Origin of the sequence: Flavobacterium granuli, from assembly GCF_900129705.1 — a bacterium.
GTDB classification, from domain to species: Bacteria; Bacteroidota; Bacteroidia; order Flavobacteriales; family Flavobacteriaceae; genus Flavobacterium; species Flavobacterium granuli.
In genome coordinates, this window is the sequence record NZ_FQWO01000005.1 from 112174 (window position 1) to 137845 (window position 25672).

At 34.6% G+C, this 25672-nt stretch carries 23 protein-coding genes; 6 read left to right on the forward strand and 17 right to left on the reverse strand.

All coding sequences use genetic code 11. The annotated features are described in order from the left end of the window. Positions 1-53 precede the first annotated feature (53 nt). The 5 genes from BUB25_RS08635 (at position 54) to BUB25_RS08655 (ending at position 4818) form a co-directional block, all read left to right on the forward strand. Complete coding sequence (locus tag BUB25_RS08635; RefSeq protein WP_072943066.1) at positions 54-1328, forward strand: nucleoside permease; 1275 nt, start codon at positions 54-56, stop codon at positions 1326-1328. Continuing rightward, the gene (locus tag BUB25_RS08640; protein WP_072943068.1) at positions 1309-2202 is read left to right on the forward strand and encodes a hydroxypyruvate isomerase family protein; all 894 of its coding nucleotides are present in this window, start codon (positions 1309-1311) and stop codon (positions 2200-2202) included. Before BUB25_RS08635 ends, BUB25_RS08640 begins: the two co-directional genes overlap by 20 nt. Positions 2203-2220: 18 nt before the next feature. Further along, a complete protein-coding gene (locus BUB25_RS08645; RefSeq protein WP_072943070.1) occupies positions 2221-3111 on the forward strand; it encodes a sugar phosphate isomerase/epimerase family protein in 891 nt (296 codons plus the stop codon). A 173-nt stretch (positions 3112-3284) separates the two neighbouring features. Next, a complete protein-coding gene (locus BUB25_RS08650) occupies positions 3285-3569 on the forward strand; it encodes a DUF3817 domain-containing protein (RefSeq protein WP_072943072.1) in 285 nt (94 codons plus the stop codon). Continuing rightward, positions 3562-4818: a mechanosensitive ion channel family protein gene (locus BUB25_RS08655; RefSeq protein WP_072943075.1), complete on the forward strand. Its 1257-nt coding sequence runs from the start codon at positions 3562-3564 to the stop codon at positions 4816-4818. Before BUB25_RS08650 ends, BUB25_RS08655 begins: the two co-directional genes overlap by 8 nt. A 74-nt stretch (positions 4819-4892) precedes the next feature. On the opposite strand, the gene BUB25_RS08660 is transcribed toward BUB25_RS08655, so the two are convergent. Further along, complete coding sequence (locus BUB25_RS08660; RefSeq protein ID WP_072943359.1) at positions 4893-5279, reverse strand: acyl-CoA thioesterase; 387 nt, start codon at positions 5277-5279, stop codon at positions 4893-4895. Positions 5280-5346: 67 nt separating this feature from the next. Between BUB25_RS08660 and BUB25_RS08665 the strand changes: the two genes are divergently transcribed. Next, positions 5347-5748: a glyoxalase gene (locus BUB25_RS08665; RefSeq protein ID WP_072943078.1), complete on the forward strand. Its 402-nt coding sequence runs from the start codon at positions 5347-5349 to the stop codon at positions 5746-5748. A 25-nt stretch (positions 5749-5773) separates the two neighbouring features. On the opposite strand, the gene BUB25_RS08670 is transcribed toward BUB25_RS08665, so the two are convergent. The 16 genes from BUB25_RS08670 to BUB25_RS08745 all read right to left on the reverse strand — a co-directional run bounded on the left by BUB25_RS08670 (position 5774) and on the right by BUB25_RS08745 (position 25663). Further along, complete coding sequence (locus tag BUB25_RS08670; protein ID WP_084089473.1) at positions 5774-6472, reverse strand: DUF4240 domain-containing protein; 699 nt, start codon at positions 6470-6472, stop codon at positions 5774-5776. 59 nt (positions 6473-6531) lie between these two features. Then, positions 6532-8187, reverse strand: a complete 1656-nt coding sequence (locus BUB25_RS08675; protein WP_072943081.1) for a M1 family metallopeptidase — start codon at positions 8185-8187, stop codon at positions 6532-6534. 80 nt (positions 8188-8267) lie between these two features. Then, positions 8268-9698: a leucyl aminopeptidase family protein gene (locus BUB25_RS08680; protein ID WP_072943084.1), complete on the reverse strand. Its 1431-nt coding sequence runs from the start codon at positions 9696-9698 to the stop codon at positions 8268-8270. 191 nt (positions 9699-9889) lie between these two features. Next, entirely contained in the window at positions 9890-10489 is a 600-nt protein-coding gene (gene hisIE, locus BUB25_RS08685; RefSeq protein WP_072943086.1) for a bifunctional phosphoribosyl-AMP cyclohydrolase/phosphoribosyl-ATP diphosphatase HisIE, read from the reverse strand. Positions 10490-10548: 59 nt separating this feature from the next. Continuing rightward, positions 10549-11304, reverse strand: a complete 756-nt coding sequence (gene hisF, locus BUB25_RS08690; RefSeq protein ID WP_072943088.1) for an imidazole glycerol phosphate synthase subunit HisF — start codon at positions 11302-11304, stop codon at positions 10549-10551. After that, positions 11298-12026, reverse strand: a complete 729-nt coding sequence (gene hisA / locus BUB25_RS08695; RefSeq protein WP_072943090.1) for a 1-(5-phosphoribosyl)-5-[(5-phosphoribosylamino)methylideneamino]imidazole-4-carboxamide isomerase — start codon at positions 12024-12026, stop codon at positions 11298-11300. The genes hisF and hisA overlap by 7 nt, the downstream gene beginning before the upstream one ends. An 86-nt stretch (positions 12027-12112) precedes the next feature. Next, positions 12113-12700 (reverse strand): imidazole glycerol phosphate synthase subunit HisH, encoded by a 588-nt coding sequence (gene hisH / locus BUB25_RS08700; RefSeq protein WP_072943092.1) that lies wholly within the window; start codon positions 12698-12700, stop codon positions 12113-12115. 81 nt (positions 12701-12781) lie between these two features. Beyond that, positions 12782-13918 carry a bifunctional histidinol-phosphatase/imidazoleglycerol-phosphate dehydratase HisB gene (gene hisB / locus BUB25_RS08705; protein WP_072943094.1) on the reverse strand — a complete coding sequence of 379 codons (1137 nt, stop codon included), beginning with the start codon at positions 13916-13918 and terminating at the stop codon, positions 12782-12784. Positions 13919-13937: 19 nt separating this feature from the next. Beyond that, positions 13938-14990 carry a histidinol-phosphate transaminase gene (gene hisC, locus BUB25_RS08710; RefSeq protein ID WP_072943096.1) on the reverse strand — a complete coding sequence of 351 codons (1053 nt, stop codon included), beginning with the start codon at positions 14988-14990 and terminating at the stop codon, positions 13938-13940. Beyond that, positions 14980-16272, reverse strand: coding sequence for a histidinol dehydrogenase (hisD, locus tag BUB25_RS08715; RefSeq protein ID WP_072943099.1), 1293 nt, complete (start codon positions 16270-16272; stop codon positions 14980-14982). Before hisD ends, hisC begins: the two co-directional genes overlap by 11 nt. Before the next feature lie 79 nt (positions 16273-16351). Then, the gene (gene hisG / locus BUB25_RS08720; protein ID WP_072943101.1) at positions 16352-17209 is read right to left on the reverse strand and encodes an ATP phosphoribosyltransferase; all 858 of its coding nucleotides are present in this window, start codon (positions 17207-17209) and stop codon (positions 16352-16354) included. A 274-nt stretch (positions 17210-17483) separates the two neighbouring features. Beyond that, positions 17484-17996 (reverse strand): DUF2231 domain-containing protein, encoded by a 513-nt coding sequence (locus BUB25_RS08725; RefSeq protein WP_072943103.1) that lies wholly within the window; start codon positions 17994-17996, stop codon positions 17484-17486. A gap of 74 nt (positions 17997-18070) precedes the next feature. Beyond that, positions 18071-19189 (reverse strand): efflux RND transporter periplasmic adaptor subunit, encoded by a 1119-nt coding sequence (locus BUB25_RS08730; protein ID WP_072943363.1) that lies wholly within the window; start codon positions 19187-19189, stop codon positions 18071-18073. A gap of 13 nt (positions 19190-19202) precedes the next feature. Continuing rightward, positions 19203-23537, reverse strand: coding sequence for a CusA/CzcA family heavy metal efflux RND transporter (locus tag BUB25_RS08735; protein ID WP_072943105.1), 4335 nt, complete (start codon positions 23535-23537; stop codon positions 19203-19205). Between the two features lie 83 nt (positions 23538-23620). Beyond that, positions 23621-24994: a sensor histidine kinase gene (locus BUB25_RS08740; protein ID WP_072943107.1), complete on the reverse strand. Its 1374-nt coding sequence runs from the start codon at positions 24992-24994 to the stop codon at positions 23621-23623. A 6-nt stretch (positions 24995-25000) separates the two neighbouring features. Continuing rightward, positions 25001-25663, reverse strand: coding sequence for a response regulator transcription factor (locus tag BUB25_RS08745; RefSeq protein ID WP_072943109.1), 663 nt, complete (start codon positions 25661-25663; stop codon positions 25001-25003). Positions 25664-25672 lie beyond the last annotated feature (9 nt).

The window sequence follows — 25672 nt, forward strand, 5'->3', positions numbered from 1 at the left end:
CATGAATAAAACCTGAAATTAATTCTTATTCACCAACCATAAACCAAAAACGCATGAACATAACCACTAGACTCAAACTATCCTTGATGATGTTTCTGGAATTTTTTATCTGGGGAGCCTGGTTTGTAACCCTTGGGACTTTTTTAGGCAACAATTTACAAGCTTCGGGATCAGAAATAGCCTCCGTTTTTTCAACACAATCCTGGGGGGCTATCCTTGCTCCTTTTGTTATTGGATTAATTGCCGACCGTTATTTTAATGCCGAAAAAATCCTGGGAATTCTCCATCTGGCTGGAGCTTTTTTGATGTATCAAATGTATCAGTCTGATGAAATTGGACAGTTTTATATCTATGTTTTGAGTTATATGATTTTATATATGCCTACATTGGCTTTAGTCAATTCAGTAGCTTTTAATCAGATGCAAGATCCTGAAAAAGAATTTGCTACTATACGCGTTTGGGGAACTATAGGATGGATTTTAGCCGGATTGTCGATTAGCTTTCTATTTCATTGGGATGCAGCAACAGCGGTTTCACAGGGATTACTTAAAAATACCTTTCTTCTATCCGGAATTGCGGCCTTTATTTTGGGAATATTCAGTTTTCTTTTACCCAAAACACCGCCTAAAATCACTGCTGTAGACAAAATTAAAATAGGCGATTTACTGGGTTTTGATGCTTTGAAATTATTGAAAGATAAAAATTTTGCAGTATTTTTCCTTTCATCGATTCTGATCTGTATTCCATTGGCTTTTTATTATCAAAATGCCCATCCTTTTTTAAGTCAGGCAGGAATCGAAAATCCAACAGGAAAAATGGCGATTGGTCAAATATCCGAGGCTCTATTTTTATTGTTAATTCCAATGTTCTTGGTTCGTTTCGGATTTAAGAAAACCATTTTGGTTGGTATGTTGGCTTGGGCGATGCGCTATGCTTTATTTGCTTATGGCAACGCCGGTGATTTAAGTTTTATGCTTATTATTGGAATTGCTTTACATGGTATTTGTTATGATTTCTTTTTTGTATCAGGACAAATTTATACTAATTCTAAAGCTGGTGAAAAATATAAAAGTGCAGCCCAAGGCCTAATAACATTGGCTACTTATGGCTTTGGTATGTTGATAGGATTTGGAGTTGCCGGATGGATCACAGATAATTTTAAAATGCTCGACGGAGCGACCAATTGGGAAATGGTATGGATAATTCCTGCCTGTATTTCGCTAGCGGTATTTTTCCTTTTTGCCCTTTTCTTTAAGGAAAAAAATAAAACAAAAGAGGAAATTCCAGTAATCATAAAAATACAAGAAAATGAGTACCAACTTAAATAGAAGAACAGTAATAAAAGGAATTTTAGCCGGAACGGCGGCTTTGGGAATTCCGTCTGGATTTTCAGCTATGGCTACACCAAATGAAGAAGTAATAACACCATTAGGAATGTTAAAAGGAAATATAAATCACTCCGTTTGTCGATGGTGTTTCAGTAGCATCGAACTGGAGACTTTATGTATTGAAGCCAAAAAAATTGGAATCTCAGCTATTGATTTAGTGGGGCCAAAAGATTGGCCTATTTTAAAGAAACACGGACTGATGTCAGCCATGTGCAACGGGGCCGAAATCAATTTAGTAGACGGTTTTAATGATCCTCAGTTTCATGAAACTCTAATCAAAAACTACAGCGAAATGATTCCGCTGGTAGCCCAAGCGGGTTACAAGAATCTCATTTGCTTTAGCGGAAATAAAAGAGGAAAAACTGACGAAGAAGGCTGGAATAACTGTGTAAAAGGACTGAAGCAATTAATTCCCTTGGCAGAGAAACACAATGTGGTTTTGGTGATGGAATTACTAAACAGTAAAATAGATCATAAAGATTACCAATGCGACACCACAAAATGGGGCGTGGAATTGGCAAAAAGACTCAATACAGAACATTTTAAGTTGCTCTACGATATTTATCACATGCAAATTGATGAAGGTGATGTAATACGCACGATTAGAGAAAATCATAAATATATAGGACATTACCATACGGCAGGTGTTCCCGGTCGAAATGAAATTGACGAAACACAGGAATTGAACTATCTGGCTATTATGAAAGCTATTGCACAAACAGGTTTTACAGGTTATGTTGCTCAAGAATTTATTCCTAAGAATCCGAATAAAATTGACTCTTTAAGAAAAGCAATAGCAATTTGCGATATTTAACAACAAATATTACGATTCATGATAAAAAGAAGAACTTTTTTAATAAATAGCGGTTTGGCTCTGGGCGCAATAGCATTGGCACCTTCATTGGCATTCAGCATTAAAAATAAAAATATTGGACTCCAATTGTACTCTTTACGGGAGGCTTTCCCTACCAATGTAAAACTAGTTTTGGAACAAGTAGCCAAGGCCGGTTACAAAGAAGTCGAAACCTATGGTTTTTCAGCCAAAAACGGCTTTTTTGGTACTTCGATTAGTGATTTTAAGAGCATTTTAGCCGATAATGGTTTGAAGTCGCCAAGCGGTCATTATGATTTTGGTTCTTATATTAAAGATGGAAATTCAGATTTTTTTAAAAAAGCAATAGAAGCAGCCAATATTTTGGGAAGTCAATACATTACCATTCCCTGGCTAGAGGAATCGCTTAGAAAAACGGCAGATGATTACAAAAGAATCGCTTTCAAAATAAATGAAGTGGCTGAGATTTGTAAAGAATCTGGTTTAAAATTGGCGTATCACAATCATGCTTTTGAGTTTACCTCATTTGAAGGCACGACTGGTTATGATATTCTTCTCGGCGAAACGGACAAGAAATTAGTTGATTTTGAACTGGATTTGTATTGGGTTGTGCGATCCGGAAATGATCCTTTGCAATTGTTTAAGAAAAATCCGGGGCGTTTCACGATGTGGCATGTAAAAGACATGGATCAAAATAATCCCGATAAAAATAATCCCGATAAAAATACCGAAATTGGCAACGGAAGCATTGATTTTAAATCGATTTTTGCCGAAGCAAAACTTTCAGGTGTAAAACATTTTTTTGTTGAACAGGAAACCAATTATGTTCCTAATCCGATAGAATCAGTAAAAACAAGCTGTCAATATGTTAGTAAACTTTTGATTTCATAATATTCCGGATTTGCAAATAAAATGAAGACCAACTTGAGGGTTGGTTTTCTCTTTTTTAAATCATAATATTTGACTTCAAAATTTAACCTTTCTTATGAATTAGTTTTGAATAGAATACTTCAAAAATCAATGTTATTGCCTAATTTTGTCGATTATTACTAAAAATAAATTAAATGCTTAAGATTTTCAAGATTACTGCGATTCTAGAAGGAATATCCTATTTGGTTTTATTTGCTAATATGCTTTTTATCAAGCCTGCACACCTTGATTTGTACAAAACCTTGCTGTATCCAATAGGAATGGGGCACGGAGTGCTTTTTATTGGTTATGTTTTGCTAGCTGTTTTATTAAAAAACGTTCAAAATTGGGATTTTAAAAACTTAGGCATTATTCTATTTGCTTCCCTTGTACCTTTTGGAACTTTTTATATCGATAAGAAATATTTGAATAATGTATAAAATTATAGAGCAAATTTTCACCTTCCTCTACCCCATTTTTCGAAAATGGGGATTAGGGTATAATTTGGCCTCTTATTTAAGTTTATTTATAAACATTGCGTTGTTGTGCTTTTTGGCCTACGCTATCTATGTAGTATTCCGACTCGTTTTAGTCACCATTTTGGTATTTGTGGCTAAAAAAACAAAAACAAATTTTGACGATTTATTAGTATCCAATAAGACTGCAAAATATATTGCCCACCTTATTCCGTTGCTCTTTATTTATAAATCAGTTCCAATAATTCTGGATAAATACGAATATTGGGAAGATGTTTTTGGAAAACTGGTAGGGATTTATATCGTCTTTTTAATTTTATGGATCATACGAACCATATTTAATGCCTTAAGAGATTATCTAAAACAAAAACCAAGATATAGCGACAAACCTATTGATAGTTTTATCCAAGTAATCATGATTGTGCTTTGGATGGTGGGGATTACAGTCATTATTTCAAAATTATTTGATTTTGAATTTAAACAACTTATAACGACCTTAGGAGCTGTATCTGCTTTGATTATTTTAATTTTCAGAGATATTATTTTGGGTTTTGTAGCCAGTGTGCAAGTTTCCATAAATGACATGGTTCGAATTGGGGATTGGATCACAATGGACAAATTTGGTGCTGATGGCGATGTGATCGAAATCAATTTGACTACGGTTAAAGTGCGAAATTTTGACAATACCACTACCACAATTCCTACTTATAGTTTGAGTTCGGATTCTTTTCGCAACTGGCGAGGTATGTTTAAATCCAATGGAAGACGTATTAAAAGACACATTCTGATTAAAACAAGTAGTATTCGTTTTTTGAATGATTCAGAGTTTGATAATTTAAAAAAAATTCAATTAATCAGTGGTTATATTGATACTCGAAAAGCAGAAATTGACAAGTTTAACAGTGTAAATGCTATAAACAAATCTATTGCAATCAATGGTAGAAATATGACTAATTTAGGATTGTTTCGAAAATACATCATAGAATACCTGCACCATCACCCTGCTTTAAACAAGGATATGATGATGCTTTGTCGTCAATTACAATCGACATCAAATGGAGTTCCTTTAGAAATTTATGCATTTACGAAAGATAAAAAATGGGAAAATTATGAGTACATAATGGCTGATATTTTTGATCATGTAATTGCATCCGTAGCTTATTTTGATTTAGAAATTTTCGAATTACCCTCCGAAAAAGAGTTTCTGAATTAGGTTTAATTATAAAAAAAAGACCTTAAGTGTTTCAAAACACTTAAGGTCTTTTTTTATCAGCCTTCTCTATTTAATCAAGACAAACGATTTTTCACGTATTCAATTTGTGTTTTTCCATGTGCTTTAGGCTTACCGTCAGCACCTAAATTAACCATAGTGGTAGTGTCAATGGAAATAATGGTTTCACGGGTCATCATGTTTCGAACTTCACACTTTAAGGTCAATGAGCTGTTTCCAAATTTAACCACATCAATGCCAATTTCGATAATATCTCCTTGTTTTGCTGAACTTCTGAAATTTATTTCCGACATATGTTTGGTAACTACTTTGGGATTTTCCAGTTGAATTATCGTGTATAAAGCCAGTTCTTCATCAATCCAGGCCAACAATTTTCCGCCAAATAAAGTTCCGTTCGGATTCAAGTCTTCGGGCTTTACCCATTTTCTAGTATGAAATCGCATAATTTTTATTTTTATAAGGCTAAAATAACGCATCTTAGGATATAATTTTTTATTTTTAAAGAAAAATATGAATCAGAGAGATGTTTTTTTAAGAGAATTTCGCGGAGAAACCATAGGTAGTGTAAGTGCTCAATCTTCTTCGGAGGAAAGGTTTCAAAATCAAACCCTTCGCCCTATCCTAAAACTGCAAAATGAACTGTTTATCGCTGCTTTCCATAATTATATTACAAAATGTAAGAGCGATTTTTATACACAAACAGTCGATAAAAAATTGGCAACGATAGAAAATGCAATTCAAAAGGACATCAAGTTCCGTAATGCCTTAAAAGGGATGATCATTGGATTATTTACTCAAGACGAATATCTTTTGTATATAAAAAACTCATCAAACCTTAATAAAAGAATGATGAGTATGCTTATTGAAAGACTAAAAAGTCAGCTACAATTGTTTGAAAAAACAGCTTTATAATCTATTGTTGAAAATAGTTTAGATTCTATTTCCAAAGTTTAGTAAACAACAAAGGACAAATGGATTCCATACTCTTGGGATCTTCTGCGTCCCATGTAAAATTGAGCAAAGGGTAATTTTCATCAGTTGTGGTGAATTGTTCATAATCAATATAAGGATACAATTCCTGATTGGTTTTGTTTTTGAATGCTGAAACCGCTACAAACCAAAAGCCTTCAAATTGATAGGATTTGCGGTCAGGAATTACTTGATCAACTAAATAATCTGGATTAGCCTTTGCTTTATAAAAAACGTCTTTACCTCTAGAGATTAACCAGCATCTAAAATATTCAAAATCACCATCTGAAACACCACCATTCATGATATAGGCCGCGCACCATAATTCAGGATTGTATGAATCAAATAGCAGCTGATCTGTTCTGAGTCGAAAGCCTATTATTTCCTTTGGAGACAATTTTTCAAGTTCAGAAACCAAAAAAAGTTCTTGATCCTCCTGATCTGTATTTTCTTTTAAGGAACTTTCAATGAGGTTCCAATATTGTTCTTCATCAAGCATTTCACTTGATTTAGAAAATGAAATACTGTCGAATGCCACTGTTGCAGTATCCATTATAGGAATGACTTCTTTTGGAACGGTCTTTACAACTGGATTGATTTTTTTTTGAGCTGTTACACTAACCCCAAAAACGATCAAACAGAACAAAATTGTATTTGTATTTTTCATAAAAGTGATAGAATAAATCAGTTGATCTGTTTTATTATTTTAAGTAAAATTAGCAAATATTAATCTGTGATATTGATATTTGCAATATAAAAATTAGTGTCAATTTTAAGTTCTTTATTTTCAGATGTAACTGCTTCTTGTTTCCAGTTTTTTTCCGGTTTTAGCCACTTTTCGGTACCATTTAGAGTTACTTTAATGGGCATATTAAAATTGGCAACACAATTTGTCCAACGAAATGTCAAGCTATTGTCTTTGAAATAATATTCTAATGTAGGAATTCTGGTATCTCTTAAATATTGATTAAAGAAAGTTGATAAATTCAGTCCAACATTAGTGCTCAGATACTCCTCAATTTGTTTTGTGGTAACTGTTTGGTGGTAAAAAGTACTGTTTAAGCCCCTTAAAATGGTTCTCCATTTTTCATCATTATTTACAATTTGACGTAATGTATGTAACATATTGGCTCCTTTGTAATACATATCGCCCGAACCTTCGCTATTCACATCATAATGCCCAATAATTGGTTTGTCATTAAGAATGCTTTTTCTCACTCCTTTTACATAATCAAAACCGGCCTCTTTGCCATAGTAATATTCCACAAAAAGACTTTCGGAGTAATTTGTAAAACTTTCATGAATCCACATATCAGCAATGTCCTTGTAGGTAATATTGTTAGCAAACCATTCATGTCCGGATTCATGGATGATAATAAAATCAAATTTGAGTCCCCAGCCTGTTCCGCTTAAATCTCTCCCTTTGTAACCGTTTTTAAAATCATTACCATAAGTAACACTACTTTGGTGTTCCATGCCTAAATAAGGCGCTTCAACCAGCTTATAACTGTCTTCATAAAACGGATAAGGCCCAAACCAATGTTCAAGAGCTTTCAGCATGCGCGGAACTTCTGTGAACTGTTTTTTTGCTTTAGACAAATTATCTCTTAGAACATAATAGCTGCAATCTAAATTTCCTTTCTCCCCAGCATATTTTTCTGAAAAAGAAACATAATCACCAATATTTATATTTACCCCATAATTATTGATGGGATTTGCCACATACCAATTGAAGGTTCTTGTACCGTCTTTTAATTTTTTGACACTTTGCAAACGCCCATTGGAAACATTTGTTAAATCACCTGGAACGTTGACACTAATTAACATGTTTTCTACCTCGTCATACATATGATCTTTATTGGGCCACCAAACACTGGCACCCAATCCTTGACAAGAAGACGCAATAAAAGGTTTACCATTATGATCTTTCTTCCAAGTAATTCCTCCATCCCAAGGTGGATTTACGGCAACCTTTGGCTGTCCGCTAGAGAAAACCGTCAGTTCTTTTATTGCTCCTTTTATTTGTGGAGCGAGTAATTCTATAAAAAAAGCATTTCCTTCTCTCTTGTATTTTAACTCTTTCCCATCCTGAATTACTTTATCAATTTTCATAGGATTTTGCAAATCAATCTGCATGCGATTGTATGCATCTAATACTTGATATCGGATTGTGTTAGAACCTGTAATAGTGCTGTCTGAAGGATTTACTTTAATATTGAGATGGTAGTATTTTACATCCCACCAAGCTCTCTCTTTGGTTATGCTTCCTCTCAAGGAATCTTGTCTGGTAAAAACTTCATTGTTCTTTTGTAATAAACCTTGGGCGCTTACCGAACTAGAAATCAAAAGTGCGATAAAAGCAAAACGAAAATAATGAATCATAGATCTGAAACTTTTAAATAAAACGGTAAATATATGTATTATAATTTTTCTTGAAATAGCAGTTTTAAAAGCAGTACCGTTTACAACTGTTCAATAAACTTGGTTAACAAATGTACTCCATAGGCCGTGGCGTGTTTGCTTTTTGCAAATTCATCGTCACCAAATGCTACACCAGCAATGTCCAAATGAGCCCAAGCGGAATGGTTCTGAGTAAAATATTCTAAAAATTTAGCAGCGCTGATGGCTCCGGCCAGCGGTTTTCCACTATAATTTTTCACATCAGCAATATCGCTTTCGATGTCTTGTTTATAGGCATCCCAAAGCGGTAATGGCCACAATCGCTCACCAATTGCATCCCCCGTTTCTTGTATTTTTTTTGAAACAGCTTCATTATTGGTAAATAGAGCGGCACATTCATCGCCAAATGTTCCCATGCTGCTTCCGGTCAAAGTGGCGATATCTATAATATATTCGGGATCAAAATTCTTAATCAAATAGGATAATCCATCAGCTAGAATCAAACGTCCTTCGGCATCGGTATCGATGATTTCTATGGTGTTTCCACTATAACTGCTGATTACATCGCTGGGAAGAAAAGATTTATTATCTACCGAGTTTTCGGCACAAGGGACAATAGCTGTTAGTTTTATAGGCAATTGTAAATCGGCGATGAGCTGAATTGCCCCAAAAACAGCGGCCCCTCCGGCCATATCACTTTTCATCTGAAGCATACCTGACGTTTTTATATTCAATCCTCCGGTATCAAAGGTGATTCCTTTCCCTACGAATCCAACATGCTTTAAATTATTTGCACTTTCTTTAGGTTCGTATTTCATAATTATGAACTGAGGTTCGTTTTGACTTGCTTTTCCAACGGCCAAAAATGCACCTAAACCCTGAATTTGGCAAGCTTCCAGTCCTAAAACTTCAACCTCAAAACCATATTTTGCACCTTTATCAACTGCCCAATTTGCCAAATATTTAGGGGTAACCTTATTTGGAGGCAAATCAACGAGGCCTAAGGTTTCCAGTTGGGCTCGGGCAATTTTTATCGCTTTATTTATAGTTATCGAATAGTCATTATTCGACAAAATTTCTAATTCAAAATGATCGCCAAGAAAAGGATGCTTTTCTTTAATTTTATAATGACCTAAATCATAGGTTCCCAGAAGTAATCCTGAAATTGTAGCCTCTACTAATTCAGGATTAAATTGTTCCGGAATGAATAAAACTACGTTTTTCCCAAAGCTTTCTACTTCTTTTGCCGCGATTCTCCTGAAAATGGTCTTGATGGATTTGTAATCAATCTCTTTTCCTAAACCAATGAATATATAAGTATTCCCTTTATGCTCGGCAAGATAGTGAGTGTCTTTTTTTCCATAAAAAACTTTAGAAGAAATCTCTACATCTTCAAATTTTATCGGAATGATACTTTTCAAATTTGTTTCAAAAACCGGTATTAAAATAGTTCCTGAATAATTTTCTAAATGAGCTATTTGCTTCGTTTTCATAATATATATTTTATCCAACGCTAAGGTATCTTTTTTTGAAATTCATCTCGATCTATACAGCTTTGAAGCTGAATTGAAGTCGTTTTAAATTAGATAGTAAATATAGTCGATTGCTGTTTCAAAAAAAAGAAAACCCAATAGTTAATAATGATACTATTGGGTTTTAATTTAATTCCGGGAAATTGAAATTGCTATTTTTGTCGGCTTTTCAATACATTCACAACATCATTTATTTGAAATCCTTTGGCTTGCAATAAAATGAGATAATGAAAAAGTAAATCGGCGCTTTCGCTCAAAAACAAATCATCATTTTCGTCTTTGGCTTCAATTACTACTTCGATGGCTTCTTCTCCTACTTTTTGAGCTATTTTGTTGATTCCTAATTTAAACAAAGAAGCCACATAACTTTTTTCGGAATCGGCGTTTTCTCTTCTTGCTTTAATGGTATTTTCCAAGTCTGAAATAAATCCATAATCCGTTTTATTTTCGACTCCCCAGCAGGTATCCGTTCCTTTGTGACAAGTGGGACCTTCTGGTTTTGCTTGTATCAAAAGGGTATCGTTGTCACAATCATTCTTGACCTCTATCAAGTGTAAAAAATTGCCGCTTTCCTCTCCTTTGGTCCAAAGTCTTTCCTTAGATCTGCTGTAGAAAGTCACTTTTCTGGTTTCGATGGTTTTATCATAGGCTTCTGAATTCATGTAACCCAGCATCAAAACCTTTTTAGTCTCACTGTCCTGAATAATGGCTGGAATTAAACCATCCGTATTTTTTGAAAAATCTAATTTCATAATTTTTATTTAATGATTAAAAGATTGAAGAATAGAAACTATTTTCTTTAATCTTAACTCTATATCCGAACTTCAATATTATTATTTTTAAGCTCTTGTTTCAAGGTTTTTATTTCAATTTCTTTAAAATGAAATACACTTGCTGCCAAGGCTGCATCTGCTTTTCCGGCATTAAAACAATCTACAAAATGCTGAATAGTTCCGGCTCCTCCAGAAGCAATTATAGGAATATTGACCAATTGGGATAGTTTTGCCAAAGCTTCATTGGCAAAACCATTCTTGGTTCCGTCGTTATCCATAGAAGTGAAAAGAATTTCTCCCGCGCCTCTTTCTTCCACTTCTTTTGCCCAGTCAAACAAGTTTAATTCTGTAGGAACCTTACCTCCTACCAGATGAACAATCCATTTTCCATCAATTTGTTTGGCATCAATAGCCACTACCACACATTGGCTACCGAATTTTTGTGCCAAATCATTAATCAACTGTGGATTTTTGACTGCGGATGAGTTGATAGAAACTTTGTCAGCACCATTTTGCAATAAAATCTCAACATCTGATACCGACGAAATTCCACCACCCACAGTAAACGGAATATTAATTGTAGAAGCTACTTTTCGAACCAAATCGACCAAGGTTTTTCTTCTTTCTTCGGTAGCCGAAATATCCAAAAAAACCAGTTCATCCGCCCCTTCATCCGAATATATTTTGGCCAGTTCCACCGGATCTCCAGCGTCGCGTAAATCTACAAAATTAACGCCTTTGACCGTTCTTCCGTTTTTTATATCGAGACAGGGAATAATTCTTTTTGTTAACATTTTTCTAATATATAATTTTCCAATTGTTTCAATGAAATTCGTCCTTCATAAATTGCTTTTCCGATAATGGTTCCCTCACAACCCAATTCAGCCAATTTAGGTAATTCATCAAAAGCTGAAATTCCTCCCGAAGCGATTAATTTTACGCCTGCTGCTTGTTTCAGGATTTTGGCATATAAATCAAAACTAGGTCCTTCGAGCATGCCGTCTTTGGCAATATCAGTACAAATAACGTATTGAATTCCTTTATTTTGATAATCTTGAATAAAAGGAACTAAATCCTCATCAGACTCTTCCAGCCAGCCCGAAACAGCTACTTTTTCATTATTAGCATCGGCACCCAAAATGATTTTGTCAGATCCGTATACAGCAATCCATTTTTCGAAAATGCTTCTGTTTTTCACGGCAATGCTTCCACCGGTAATTTGATTGGCACCACTTTCAAAAGCAATTTTTAAGTCGGAATCTGATTTTAAACCGCCACCAAAATCAATTTTTAACTTTGTTTTCGTAGCAATTTGTTCCAGTATTTTATAATTGACAATTTGGCTTGATTTGGCGCCGTCTAAATCAACCAAATGCAAATATTCGATTCCATGCGCCTCAAATTCTTTGGCTACTTCCAATGGATTTTCATTGTATATTATTTTGGTATTGTAATCCCCTTTGGACAAGCGGACACATTTTCCGTCTATAATATCTATTGCGGGTATAATTCTCATTTTTTTTTATATAATTTAAAGATTTAAAGATTCAATAATTTAAAGATTAACAATGAAGAAGCTAATCTTTAAATTTTTCAATCTTTTTAATTATTTAATTCAAGGAAATTCCTTAGAATTTTCTCCCCAACATCGCCACTTTTTTCTGGGTGAAATTGGGTTCCGTAAAAATTATTTTTCTGTAAAGCCGAAGCATATTCTAGTTCATAATCAGTGGTTGCGATGGCTTCGGCGCAATTTGGTGCATAATAACTGTGTACCAAATACATGTACTCATTTTCAGTAATTCCTTTAAATAAAGATGATTTTAGGTTGTAAATTTGGTTCCAACCCATTTGTGGCACTTTTACTTTTGAAGAGAATTTAATTACATCTACATCAAAAATTCCCAAGCCTGTTGTATTTCCCTCTTCGGTTTTGTTGCACATCAATTGCATGCCCAGACAAATCCCCAAGACAGGTTGCTTGAGTGTGGGAATCAAAGTATCCAAACCGCTTTCTAAAAGCATTTTCATTGCCGAACTCGCTTCGCCTACTCCGGGAAAGATTACTTTATCAGCGGCTTTAATTTCGGCAGGATTGTTACTTAAAACAGCTGTAAATCCCAGTCTTTCGATGGCAAACATGATGCTTTGAATATTTCCGGCTCCGTAATTTATAATTACTATTTTCATTTTTTAATTGTTTCAAGTTTCAAGTTTAAAGTTTAAAGTTATATTGTGATAACCTGAAACTTTAAACTTGAAACAACTTTTTTAAAGCATCCCTTTCGTACTTGGCAAAATCATTTTTTCGGTATCACGTTTCACGGCCACTTTTATCGCTTTGGCGAAAGCCTTAAAAATGGCTTCTATTTTGTGGTGTTCGTTTTGTCCTTCGGCTTTGATATTGATATTGGCTTTAGCCCCATCAGAGAAAGATTTAAAGAAATGCAAGAACATTTCTGTTGGCATTTTCCCCACCATTTCGCGTTTGAATTCGGTTTCCCAAACCAGCCAGTTTCTGCCTCCAAAATCTATAGCAACTTGTGCCAAACAATCGTCCATTGGTAAACAAAAACCATAACGTTCAATCCCCAATTTATTTCCTAATGCCTTCGCAAAAACTTCCCCAAGCGCAATCGCTGTGTCCTCGATGGTGTGGTGTTCATCGACTTCTAAATCTCCTTTTACCAGAATTTCCAAATCCATTTGTCCATGGCGGGCAATTTGGTCGAGCATGTGGTCAAAAAAGGCAATTCCTGTTTCAATTTTGCTTTTTCCGGTTCCGTCTAAATTTAAATTGATGTAAATATCGGTTTCATTTGTCTTTCTTGAAATCGTAGCCGAACGTGCTTCGAGTTTAAGAAACTCATAAATTACTTTCCAATCGGTGCTTTGCAAGCTAATAACCGAATCTAATTCTTCTTTTTTAGAAGCAATTTCAGTACTTCCGGGTCCATCTGTTGTATTCAAGAAAATAGCTTTAGCTCCTAAATTTTTGGCCAATTCTACATCGGTCAAACGATCGCCCAAAACAAAAGAGTTTTCAAGGTCATAGGCCGGATTATCGATATATTTAGTCAACATTCCCGTTCTTGGTTTGCGGGTTGGAGCATTGTCTTCCGGAAAAGAACGATCTACAAAAATATCGTCAAAAAGAACACCTTCATTTTCAAAAGCTCTTAGGATAAAATTTTGGGTGGGCCAAAACGTATCTTCAGGAAAGCTAGCTGTTCCCAAACCGTCTTGATTGGTAACCATCACCAATTCATAGTCTAATTCTTTTGCAATTTTTGCTAAATACTGAAATGCTTTTGGATAAAATTCTAATTTTTCTAAACTGTCCAATTGATAATTTTCCGGTTCTAAAACAATCGTTCCGTCACGATCGATAAAAAGTACTTTTTTCATTTTCTATTTCTTTTGACCATTAGCTAATGGCTAATAATGCATCTATTAATTTTTTATTTTCTTCAGCTGTTCCAATCGTCAAACGCAACGTATTTTCACATAACGGCTGCGTCGTTCTGTTCCTGATAACAATTCCTTTAGCTATTAATTGATCGTATCTTTTATTGGCGTCATCTACTTTTATTAATACAAAATTAGCTTCTGTAGGGTAAATTTTGCTAACAAATTTAACTTGATCTAATACTTTAAGTAAATCTTCTCTTTGTGCTATAATTGAATTAATCTCCTGTTCACTTTTATCTTTTTGATTCAAACGTTCAATAGCTCTTTTTTGCGTTAATTCATTGACGTTATAAGGTGGTTTTATTTTATTTAAAACTGAAATTACTTGACTGGAAGCATAACAAATCCCCAATCGGATTCCTGCTAAACCATACGCTTTTGAAAGAGTTTGTGTAATAATCAAATTAGGATATTCATCTAATTCGTTGATCCAACTTTGCTTTTTCGAAAAATCGATATAGGCTTCATCAATCACTACTAAACCTTTGAAATTTTGTAATAAAGTAACAATACTTTCATCAGAAAAGGAATTTCCTGTTGGGTTATTGGGCGAACATAAAAAGATAATTTTTGTATTTTGATTTACAGCGGCTAAAATAGCGTCAATTTCAGGTTGAAAATCTTGAGAAAGTAAGACTTCTTGGTTTTCCACCGCATTAATATTAGCCAAGACAGCATACATTCCGTAAGTTGGCGGTAAAGTAATTACATTGTCCACTTTGGGTTCACAAAATGCTCTAAAAAGTAAATCCAACACTTCATCGCTTCCGTTTCCAAGCAATATCTGATTGGCTTTTAGGCTTTTTTGTTGCGCCAAAATTGCTTTTACATTGCTTTGCTGTGGGTCAGGGTAACGATTGACTCCGTTTTCAAATGGATTTTCATTGGCATCCAAAAAAATCATTTCGGCTGTATCAAAATCCTCAAATTCATCACGAGCCGATGAATATGGCTTCATGGTCTTGACGTTCTCACGAACTAAATTATTTATGTCAAAATTATTTTTCATCTTCAATTGTTTTTAATCTTAATGTAACCGCATTTTTGTGGGCTTGTAGACCTTCGGCTTCGGCCATAATTTCAATGGCTTTACCGATATTCTGAATTCCTTTTTTGGATATTTTTTGAAAAGTCATTGACTTGGTAAAACTATCCAAATTGACACCGCTATAATTCTTCGCAAAACCATTGGTTGGTAAAGTATGATTCGTCCCTGACGCATAATCTCCAGCACTTTCAGGAGTATAATTCCCTATAAAAACAGATCCTGCGTTTTCAATTCCATCAATATAAAAATCATCAGCTGCAGTACAGATTATAAAGTGTTCCGGACCATATTCATTGATTAATTCCAAAGCAATACTATCATTTTCGACATAAATCAATTTAGAATTGGCAATGGCTTTTTCGGCAATGGCTTTCCTTGGCAACAGGTCCAGTTGGATTTGGATTTCCTTTTCTACGGCATCAATCAAGTTTTTAGAAGTTGAAACTAATAGTACCTGACTGTCGGTTCCATGTTCTGCTTGCGATAATAAATCGGATGCTACGAAAGCAGGAACGGCTGTATCATCAGCAACGACCAATAATTCAGATGGTCCGGCGGGCATGTCAATAGCTACTCCAAACTGAGTTGCCAATTGTTTGGCTACGGTTACAAACTGATTTCCGGGACCAAATATTTTATATACTTTGGGGATCGATTCTGTACCAAAAGTCATTCCTGCAATCGCCTGGATTCCGCCCACTTTCAAAATTTTGGTTACTCCACATAAATTAGCGGCATATAAAATGGCTGGATTTATATTTCCGTTTTTATCCGGAGGTGAACATAGAACAATTTCATTACAACCAGCAATATTAGCGGGAACAGCAAGCATCAAAACCGTCGAAAATAAAGGTGCTGTTCCTCCGGGAATGTACAATCCTATTTTTTGAATTGGTCTTTTTTCCTGCCAACAATTGACACCTTCGGTAGTTTCGATAATTACACGATCCGTTTTTTGGGCAGCGTGAAATTTTTCAATATTCGATTTAGCAAGTTGAATCGCTTCTTTCAGTTCGTTAGCGATTAATCCAATTGCCTCGTTTATTTCCTCTTGTGAAACTTCATAGTTATCCAGAGAAACGCCATCAAATAAGGAAGTGTATTTTGCAACAGCAAGATCCCCTTTCTTTTGGACTTCTTTGAATATTTCTTTTACGGTAAACTCTATATCATCTACTGTTTTTGTTGGTCTTTCAAGTAGTGTAGACCAAGTATCAGGGGTTGGGTTGTATATTTTATTCATTTTTAATTTAATTTAAGGATACAAAAATTAAAAGATTGAAAAAATTCAATAGCTAATTTATGATATTTAACAATAGATTTTAAAGGACCATCTTTTCGATTGGGCAAATCAAAATTCCTTCGGCTCCAGCCTCTTTCAATTGATCGATCACGTCCCAAAAAGTATCTTTGTCGATTACCGAGTGTACACTGCTCCAACCTTCCTGAGCCAAAGGCAAAACAGTTAAGCTTCTTAGAACCGGTAATATTTTACCTATAGCATCAATCTTTTCATTAGGAACGTTCATCAAGATGTACTTTGATTTACGTGCTCTTAAAACCGATTCGATTCTGAATTTCAACGTATCAATTAGCTTTTGAACTTCAGGCGTTACTTTTGGAGAAACAGCCAAAACCGCTTCACTTTTCAAAATAATCTCTACTTCCTTTAAATTATTTTTGAACAATGTACTTCCGCTGGAAACAATATCCACAATCGCATCTGCAAGGCCAATATTAGGAGCGATTTCTACCGATCCTGAAATTTGGTGAATGTCTACACTTACACCGAAAGAATTGAAATATTCATTTACGGTATTCGGATAAGAAGTGGCTATTCGCATTCCGTCCAGATCTTGAATCGAATTGTATTCAAAGCCTTTAGGTACGGCCACAGAAACCTTGCATTTAGAAAAACCAAGTTTCTGAATCACCTGTATTTCTTTTCCTTTTTCGACTAATAAATTATCGCCTACGATGGCAATATCCACGACGCCATCAATTAAATATTGGGGAATATCTGAATTTCTCAGGTATAAAACTTCAAGGGGAAAGTTAGAAGCTTCGGCTTTTAGCTGGTCGATTCCATTGTTGATTGAAATACCGCAATCCTTAAGAATTTGGATACTGTCTTCGTTTAAACGACCTGATTTTTGAATTGCAATTTTTAATGTACTCATTTTAAATGTTTTTTTGTTAGAATAGTTTGTTTGAGTACAAGGATAAGAATTAAAAAACCCGTTTGATGTACTCAAACGGGTTTTAGAATATGATGATTTACACACATACCATTAACACATCGCTTGAGAGCAATAATGAAAATGATGATGATGGAATTGAATTGAAAACATATTGTTGGTGCTTTTATTAGCTTAATTTCTTCTGCAAATATAATAGATATTTTACTTGCAATGCAATTTTTAATTTAACTTAATGAGATAAAATTGTTAAATGCTATTTTTCATTTGCCTCTTTATCACTAGTATTTAGAATTGCATTTTGATCTGCACCTTCAGTAACTACAGGGTTTTCCCTGATTTCAGTATGGCGAATTTCACCACCGGAAGTACCAACTAATTGTGTCAAATAAATTGTTACAAGTGCCAAACCTAAAATAAAATAAGACACTAATTTTTCTTTGGAATTCTTTTTGACACTCAAAAAGAGCGCAATCAAAGAAGCAGAACCCAATACATACAATGCGATAGCTAGTTTTTCGGCAAGCTCTTCATGTTCATGGATAATTTTTTTTCCAATGCTTGGCATGTCTTCCACCAATTCTTCTGCGCCTTCTCCTGTAGCCATACTTAACGCTGCAAAAATAGCCGCCACTATAAATAAAACATAGGCCGTATTTTTGACCGAATTGTTTTTTAATAGCATGCCAACAATTAAAATTCCGAATCCTAATATCGTCCCAATTATTGGGAAATGATTGACAATTAAGTGTAAATGAGCATCGTTCATAATAGGCTTGTTTTATTGGTTATTAATAGAAATTGTATTGTTCTTTTTTAATTCATTAGAGTCCAATTATTGTTTTAATTAGCAACGTCAAAAACACCTTTTACCAAAATTTTAGAAGTTGCATTAACCTGATTGTCAGCAATAATTTCAACAAATTTTTCGGAACGCTGTCCAACTGTCACTAGCACTTTTTTGAAGAAGTAGCTATCGTTTTTAGTTTGTGTTAATAAAAGTACGAAATTTTTGTTATTTTCGGTGATTAATGCTTCCGCAGGAATCCCTAATCCTTTTTTGGAATCAACTACAATCTCCGCTTCGACAAACATACCTGTCATCAATTTTTGTTTTATGTTTTCATCCAAATGTCCATGAACATTGATTGTTCTGTCATTTCCTTCAATGGATTTCCCTACTAAATGTACTTCGGCATTGAATGTTTCTTTTGAAGCCTCAGGAATAGTGAAATTTATTTTTTGTCCTTGTTTTACTTTTAAAATATCTTTCTCAAAAACATTCAATTCTAAATGTAAATGAGAAGTTTGAATAATATCAAGTATTACATCCGATGGCGCAACATACATTCCAACATTAGCATTCATCACCACTATATCCCCAGAAATAGGAGCGAAAATCGTAATTACAGAGGTCAAATTTCCTTTTTCAACATTGGCAGGGCTTATATTGAGCATGGCCAGTTTTGCTTTTAAGCTTTGATACATTCCTTTGGCTCTTTTGTATTCGCTTTCCGCTTTCAAGTAATTTTTTTGTGAAGTTATTTTTTCATCAAATAAGGCTTTTTGACGTAAATACTCTGATTTTAGATAATTTATTTGTTCGGAAACATCCAAATATTCTTTTTGAATATCCAAAAATTCCGTGTTCTCTAATGTCAATAAAGCTTGTCCTTTTTTGACTTGATCGCCCACTAAAAGTTTTGTCGACTTGACATAACCTCCAATAAAACTGGTTATTTGAGCCCTGTTTTGTGGTGGAACGTCAATTTTTCCGGAGGTTTTAATGGTTACATCAAAATCTTGATCGGTTGGCGGAGCAATTTCCATCGAAGCCGACTTAAATTGTGTGGTGGTAATTTCAATCAGGTTCTCCTCTTTAGCTGTAGATTCCTCCTTTTTTGCTTCTTTACAAGAGAAAAGGATAATGGATAGCGAAAGTATATAAAGTGATTTTTTCATTTTTAAAACAATTTTAGTAATTAAGGTATTGAATGTCAAGTTGGGTTTTATTAAATTGAAGTACATTATCGAGATAATCTACTTGAATAGTGGAAGCATTTTCTAAGCTTTGGATGTACTGAAAGAAATCAATTTCTCCATGTTTGTAGCTGAGATTCCCTACTTTAATGATTTCATCGGATAATTTTTTTCCAACTTGAGCATAGTAATTAATCGCTTCTTGATACTTGGCCAGTTCATTCTTTTTTTGATTGATAAATTCACTTCTTTTTTGGGTTTGGTTTTGCCTTTGTTGTTCCCAACTTTGCCATTCGAGTTGTGCCACTTTAGTTTTGGAAATATTGCCCGAAAACAAAATGGGAAGCGCTATTCCAACCTGAAAACCATTCAATGATTGGGATAATCCTTTATTGGAACCCGTAAAATATTCTAAATTAATATCGGGTAACCAATGTTGTTTTTGTAGTTTTATTTGGTTTTTGTAATTTGTGCTAATACTTTCTAAATAAGTATTTTGAATTGATTCATTTCTTGTATCCATTGTAATGAATAATGGACTGATTGCACTGGCCGAAATGACGATTTTTTCATCGCTTTGTATCAAAGAATGTAAAACAGCATACTGCGCTTTCTTTTCTGATTCAATTTGATTCAGCTTGGTTTTTATTTGTCTGAATTTAGCTTGAGCGGTAATTTTTTCTAAATAGTTTGTTTCTCCTAATTCAAAACGTCTGTCACTGGCTTTAGAGAAATTTTGATACAAACTGTCTAAATAGACGTACAATTTCTCTTGGTGCTGAAAATAGACAATTTGCTGATACACCTTAGAAATTTCTAAAGACAGTTTGCTTTTTTGTATTTCAAAACTGGCTTTTTCTTTTTCGTATTCAGCGGTATACACTTTTTTTTGTGCTCCGTAAACAGTTGGAAATGCAAATCTTTGTTGGATACCAATAACGTTTAAAGGTTGATTATTAAAAGCTAAATTATTATTATCCTTATTGTAATAAAGGTTTGTTTTATCGAAGGTGTAGGCACTTTTTATATTAGCTTCGTATTTATCCACCTGCAATTGCTGCGCTTTTAACTCTTTATTATTTTGAATTCCGGTTGCGATCAATTGATCCAACTCAGAATTTGCCGTTTGAGCGAAAGCAAATGAAGAACTCAATAAAAGCAACATCATATAGGTACCACCTTTGTTTTTCTTGAATTTTGGTTTTTTGAACTCTTTTGTGTCAAATATTTTATACAAAATTGGCAATACAATCATCGTAAGAATGGTAGCAGTAAACAGGCCTCCAATTACTACTGTTGCCAACGGTCTTTGGACTTCGGCTCCTGCCGATGATGAAATAGCCATAGGTAAAAATCCTAATGCAGCCGCTGCTGCTGTTAATATTACAGGTCGCAATCGATCTGTAGTTCCTTTCAAAATAAGTTCATCAATATCATTCATTCCCTGATGTTTCAATTCTTTAAAGTGTTCAACCAATACAATTCCGTTTAAAACTGCAATTCCAAACAAGGCAATGAAGCCAACTCCAGCAGAAATACTAAACGGTAAGTCTCGCATCCACAAAAACAAAATTCCTCCCACAGCCGAAAGTGGTATCGCTGAATAAACCATCAAGGCTTCTTTGATAGAACCAAAGGCAAAATACAATAAGATAAAAATCAATAATAAAGCAATAGGAACAGCAATCATTAAACGTGCTTTGGCACTTTCCAAGTTCTCAAACTGGCCACCATATTGTACATAATAACCAGTGGGTAACTTGATCTGGTTGTCGACGATTTTTTGAATATCGGTAACTACACTTTGTAAATCTCTATTACGAACATTGATTCCCACCACAATCCTACGATTGGTGTTGTCTCTGGAAATCTTGGCAGGACCTTCGGTATAATCAATTGTTGCTAATTCTTCCAATGGAATTTGCTGACCTGATGGGGCGGAAATATAGAGATTTTTCAAGTCATTAATTCCCGTTCTATTGTTTTGATCTAAACGAATAACCATATCAAAACGTTTTTCACCTTCAAACACATTTCCAACTGTTTTTCCTGCAAAGCCAAGAGCGATCATTTCATTCAAATCTGAAATATTCAATCCGTAGCGTGCAATTTTTGAACGGTCGTATTGTACCGTCATTTGCGGTAAACCCTCAGTTTTTTCGATGATAACATCTGAGGCTCCTTCTACTTTTTCTATTGCTTTTTTAATTTCATGCGCTTTTTGAGCCAAAACATTCAAATCTTCGCCAAAAACCTTAACTGCCACATCAGATCTTGTACCTGATATTAATTCGTTGAAACGCATTTCAATGGGTTGGGTAAACTCAATTTCCATATTTGGAATTTGTTTTTCAATGGCTGCCTTTATTTTATCGGCCAATTCATCTTTGCTCGATGCCGATACCCATTCCGATTTGGGCTTCAATTTCACAATTACATCACTTTCCTCCATACTCATCGGATCTGTAGGAACTTCGGCAGCACCAATTCTACTGACAACCTGCTCTACTTCCGGAAAGTTTTTGAGTATGATTTTTTCCATTTGGGTCGTAATAGCAATTGTTTTAGTCAATGTAGTCCCCGTTTTTAAAACAGGCTGAATTACAAAATCACCTTCGTCAAGTGTTGGTATAAACTCTCCTCCCATTGTAGCAAATAAAACTACAGCAGAAACTAACAATCCTAAAGCAGCATACAACACTTTTTTAGTATTCACCAAAGCCCAACTAATTATAGGTAGGTACCAAGAATTCAGTTTTTGAATTAATCTACTCGATAACGAATTTGGGTTTTCTTCTTTTGGTTTTAAAAACAAAGAAGAAATTACCGGTACATAGGTAAAACAAAACAGCATGGCTCCTACCAAGGCAAAACTAAAAGTCATGGCCATGGGTTTGAACATTTTGCCTTCGACACCAGAAAGGGAAAGAATAGGTATGAAAACAATCAGGATAATAAGCTGGCCAAAAATAGCCGAATTCATCATCTTGGAAGCGCTTTTATGGGTAATTTTATCAATTTCTAGTTGTTGCTCTTTCTTAGAAAGCGGCCCCAATTTTGCCGACTTACTGGCGATTTGAAAGGCGATAAATTCGACTATAATTACCGCTCCATCAATTATAATTCCAAAATCAATGGCACCGAGACTCATTAAGTTGGCATCAATTTTAAAAATATTCATCAAAGAAATAGCAAACAGCAAACACAATGGAATCACCGAAGCGACAACCAGTCCTGAACGCCAATTTCCTAATAGCAAAACCACTACAAAAATGACAATCAAACAACCTAAAATAAGGTTTTCGGCGACTGTAAAAGTTGTTTTTCCCACTAACTCACTGCGTTCCAGAAAACCATTGATATAAACACCTTCAGGCAAAGACTTTTCAATTAAAGCAATTCTATCTTTTACATCATTAATCACTTGTTTTGAATTGGCTCCTTTGAGCATCATCACCTGACCTAAAACCTTCTCGCCTTCACCATTTCCAGTAATTGCGCCAAAACGATTGGCATGACCAAAACGAACTTCTGCTACATTTTTAATATATACAGGAACTCCATTGGTATTCTTAACAACTATATTTTCAATGTCTTGTAATGATTTTACTTTTCCTTCAGCACGAATAAAATAACTTTGATTTACTTTTTCAATATAAGCACCTCCAGCAATGCTATTGTTTTTTTCGAGCGCCGTGAAAACATCTGTAGTAGCAATATTCATCGCTTTTAGCTGTGATGGATTTATGGCAATTTCGTATTGTTTTAAAAATCCGCCCCAGGTGTTAATTTCTACAACTCCTTTTATTCCGGATAATTGTCTTTTTACAACCCAATCTTGTATCGTTCTTAAATCAGTAACCGAATATAAGTTTTTGAACTCGGGTTTTACTTCAATTGTATATTGGTACACTTCGCCAAGTCCCGTTGTTATTGGTCCCATTTCGGGAGTTCCAAAACCTTCCGGTATTTTTTCTGAAGCGGCTTTTATTTTTTCGGCGATTAATTGTCTCGGTAAGTAAGTTCCTAACTCTTCGTCAAAAACAATGGTTACTACTGATAATCCAAATTTTGAGATAGAACGAATTTCAGTCACACCGGGCAAGTTGGCCATTTCAATCTCTACGGGATAGGTAATGTATTGCTCAATGTCTTGAGTAGAAAGATTGCGAGAAGTGGTGATAACTTGAACTTGATTATTAGTCACATCAGGTATGGCACCAATGGAAATTTTGAAAATAGAATAAACTCCAAATCCTGAAATTCCAAGCGTAAACAACAAAATGATAAGTTTGTTTTTTAAACTAAAAGCTATAATTTTTTCTAACATTTATATTTTATTTTATTGTTCAAAAGTAAAATTTAAAGATAGGAATTAACTTAAGATTGTCTTAAGTAATGCTTAAATGGAGCTTAATCGAAATACAATACGACTTGGGTTCCTATATGTTCCTCGCTTGTAATTACTATAGAAATATTCAACAACTTGCATAAACGGTTTACAATGGACAAGCCTAATCCCGTTCCTTTAATTTCAGGATGATTGGTCGATTTAGAACGATAAAAAGGATGAAATATTTTTTCTAAATCTTCTTTTGGAATTCCAATTCCAGTATCAGAAATATGACATGAAATTCTCCCTCCGGATTCCGTTAAGCGAATCATTAATTGCCCCTTTTCATTCGAATACTTAATCGCATTTGAAACAATATTCTCAATAATCGTCGAGGCTAGATAACGGTCGCTTTTAACATAGACATCATTCGAAAACTGAGTAATCACTTGAATATTTTTGGACTGAATGGCAGTCGAAAATCTCGAAATTACATCCAATACTATTGTATCTAACGATATATTTTCAATTTGCACGGATTGATTTTCATATCGCGCCAACAAGAGCAATTGATCAACTAAATTATTCAAGCGATTCACTTCCTTGACACAATAGTTGATTTTGTCCTGATATTCTTCTTGGTTTCGGGGTTTTCGAACCAAAACTTCCAAGGTTCCTTTTATGACCGTTAAAGGCGTTCTCAGTTCATGGGAAGCATCTGAGGTAAATTGTCTTTCTCGTTCTACTGCTGTTTCTATACGATCCAAAAGCTTATTAATTGTTTGGGACAGAACATATAACTCATCCTGTTTTTGCGGCAGCAGAATTCTGGATTTTAAATTATCCTTTGTGATAATATTCGAAGTTTCTATAATGGCGCTAATTGGTTTTATACTTCTTCCCGCAATAAATCGGGCAATGAGAAACAAAATCAGAAGAATTAGAGGATAAGCGATAATTAATATTTCGGATAAATTTTGAAGCACCATCGAAGCGCCTTCCAGCGACATGGCGATCATCAAATAGCCTATAATCTGGTCGTTTTGAAAAATAGGAACTTGAATTTGACGAATTTTATTGTTCAAAATCTTGGTGTCAAACAAAACATTGTCGGCTATGCTTTTATCAAAAAATAAGGTTTCATTTTTTAAGTTTGGCGATTTTTCAAAAACTTCCCCTTTCTTATTTAAAAACTGAATAAATACCGGATTGACATCAACAGTGTTGTGCTCTCTTTCCTCCCATTCTTTCATGTGAATAAGATGAAAAGTGTTGTTTTTGATTTCGATTTCTTCTAAATGACTATTGACTTCTTTTGAAATATCAGTGTTCACATGATTATAAACACTTAGTTTTACGATAGAATAAATCACAAAGAAAACCACAAAAATCAAAAGTGCGGTAGTGATAATGTAATGAGAAGCAATTCTGTTTTTAAAGGAAAGTTCTTTCATATTGCGTTAGTCGTTAGCGATGTAACCTACACCTCGAACGGTTTTAATATAGTCTTGTTCTATTTTTAAATTCAGTTTTTTTCTAATGGCATTCATAAAAACATCAATGACACCGGTGTCATATTCAAAATGGATGTCCCAGACATCTTCAATGATTTGATTTCGAGTACATACCTTGCCTTTATTTTTGACTAAATAGCATAAGAGTTCAAATTCTCTGTGGGTCAAAGAAACCTCCTCTTCGTTTACCAAAACAAGATATTGGGCGAGATTGATTTCAATGGAACCCAAAGTTAAAATTTCGTCTTGCTGTTGATTTCTAAAGTGAATTTTTATTCGTTCCACTAGTTCTTCAAAGCTAAACGGTTTTTTGATGTAATCATTGGCGCCCGCTTTTAGCCCCTCAATTGTTTCTTGAACCGTATCTTTGGCTGTCAAAAAAATTATTGGAGTTATTTTATCTTTTTCCCGTATGGCTTTGCATACTTCTATGCCAGTCATTTTAGGCAACATCCAATCGAGTAGAATCAAATCAAAAGGCTCGTTTTGGCTTAATTCATACCCTTGAGCTCCATCTGCTGCAGTACTGATTTGATAGCCTTCTTCCTCTAAGCCTTGCTGTAGGAATTGAACAATACCCAATTCGTCTTCGACAATTAAAATATGCATTTACCTAAT